Origin of the sequence: Streptomyces phyllanthi, assembly GCF_009377205.1 — a bacterium.
Lineage (GTDB): Bacteria > Actinomycetota > Actinomycetes > Streptomycetales > Streptomycetaceae > Streptomyces > Streptomyces phyllanthi.
Genome location: NZ_VJZE01000929.1, coordinates 1 through 1,135 on the forward strand (window position 1 = coordinate 1; position 1,135 = coordinate 1,135).

Here is a 1,135-nt window from a genome sequence, read left to right on the forward strand (position 1 = left end):
CGGGTGTGGAGGCCGCCCGGCGGGCTCGGCTGCTGCTCGCCGGCGGGGGCGCGGTGGAGCCGCCGCTCTGGGAGCGGGCGATGCTGCGCGCGCGGGGGCTGCGGGCCGAGTGGTGGGCGCCGGCCGTCGGACTGGTGGTCGGAGTGCTGGGTGCGTCCGTGCTGCCGGTGCTGGCAGGCGCGCTCGGGGTGCCGCTGTTGCGGCGGGTACGACAGGCCCGGGAGGCGCGAGGGGCGTGCGAGCGGAGGGGTGACGCCGTGATCGCGCTCTGCGGGGCGCTCGCAGGGGAGGTGCGCGCCGGACGGCAACCGGGGGAGGCGCTGTTACGGGCGGCGCGGGACTCGGGCGGGCTCGATGACGCACAGGCGGTGGTGCTCGCGGCGGCACGGTTCGGTGGCGATGTACCGGGCGCGCTCGCGGACGCGGCGCGGCAACCGGGCGCCGACGGGCTGCTGGGCCTCGCCGCGTGCTGGCGGGTGGCCGTGGACCGGGGCGCGGGCCTCGCGGCCGGGCTGGACCGGCTCGAGGGCGCCCTGCGCGCCGAGCGGGACCAACGGGCCGATCTGCGGGCCCAGCTGGCGGGCGCCCGGTCCACCGCCGTGATGCTCGCCGGACTGCCCGTGCTCGGCCTGCTGCTGGGCACCGCACTCGGCGCCGACCCGCTGCACGTGGTGCTGCACAGCGCCGCAGGGCTGGGCTGTCTGCTGGTCGGCGGAGTACTGGAGGGCGTCGGCCTGTGGTGGGCGCTGCGGATCGTACGGGGAGCGGAGACGGCATGAGCACGGAGGTTGTCCACAGGCTGGAGGCGCTGATGTGTATGGCCGCGGGGCCGTGGTGGATGGCCCGGGCCCTCCTCGCCGCCCGGCGCGAACGGAGGCTGCGCGCACGGTTCGGTGCGCTGCTGCTCCTGGAGAGCGTGCCGTCGCGGCGGCGGCTCGTGGCACGGGACGCCGTACGGCGGTGGCTTCCGGTCGCTGGGGCGGTGTGCACCGGGTGGGTGCTGGTGGGCGGCGTCATGGGGCTGCTACTGGGGCTCGTGGCGGGAATCGGGGTCTGGCGATGGCGGCGGCACCGGGGGCGTGGACCGGTGGGGAGCGGTCGCGGATCGGTGGGGAGCGGTCGCGGATCGGTGGAG

1 protein-coding gene and 1 pseudogene are annotated in these 1,135 nt (G+C 77.8%); both read left to right on the top strand.

The window, feature by feature from the left end; genetic code table 11:
* The first annotated feature begins 5 nt into the window (after positions 1-5).
* Positions 6-779, top strand: a complete 774-nt coding sequence (locus FNH04_RS46200; protein ID WP_322725791.1) for a type II secretion system F family protein — start codon at positions 6-8, stop codon at positions 777-779.
* Positions 776-1,135 (top strand): annotated as a pseudogene (locus tag FNH04_RS46205) (type II secretion system F family protein); the annotation flags it as partial. The gene FNH04_RS46200 and the pseudogene FNH04_RS46205, both read left to right, overlap by 4 nt.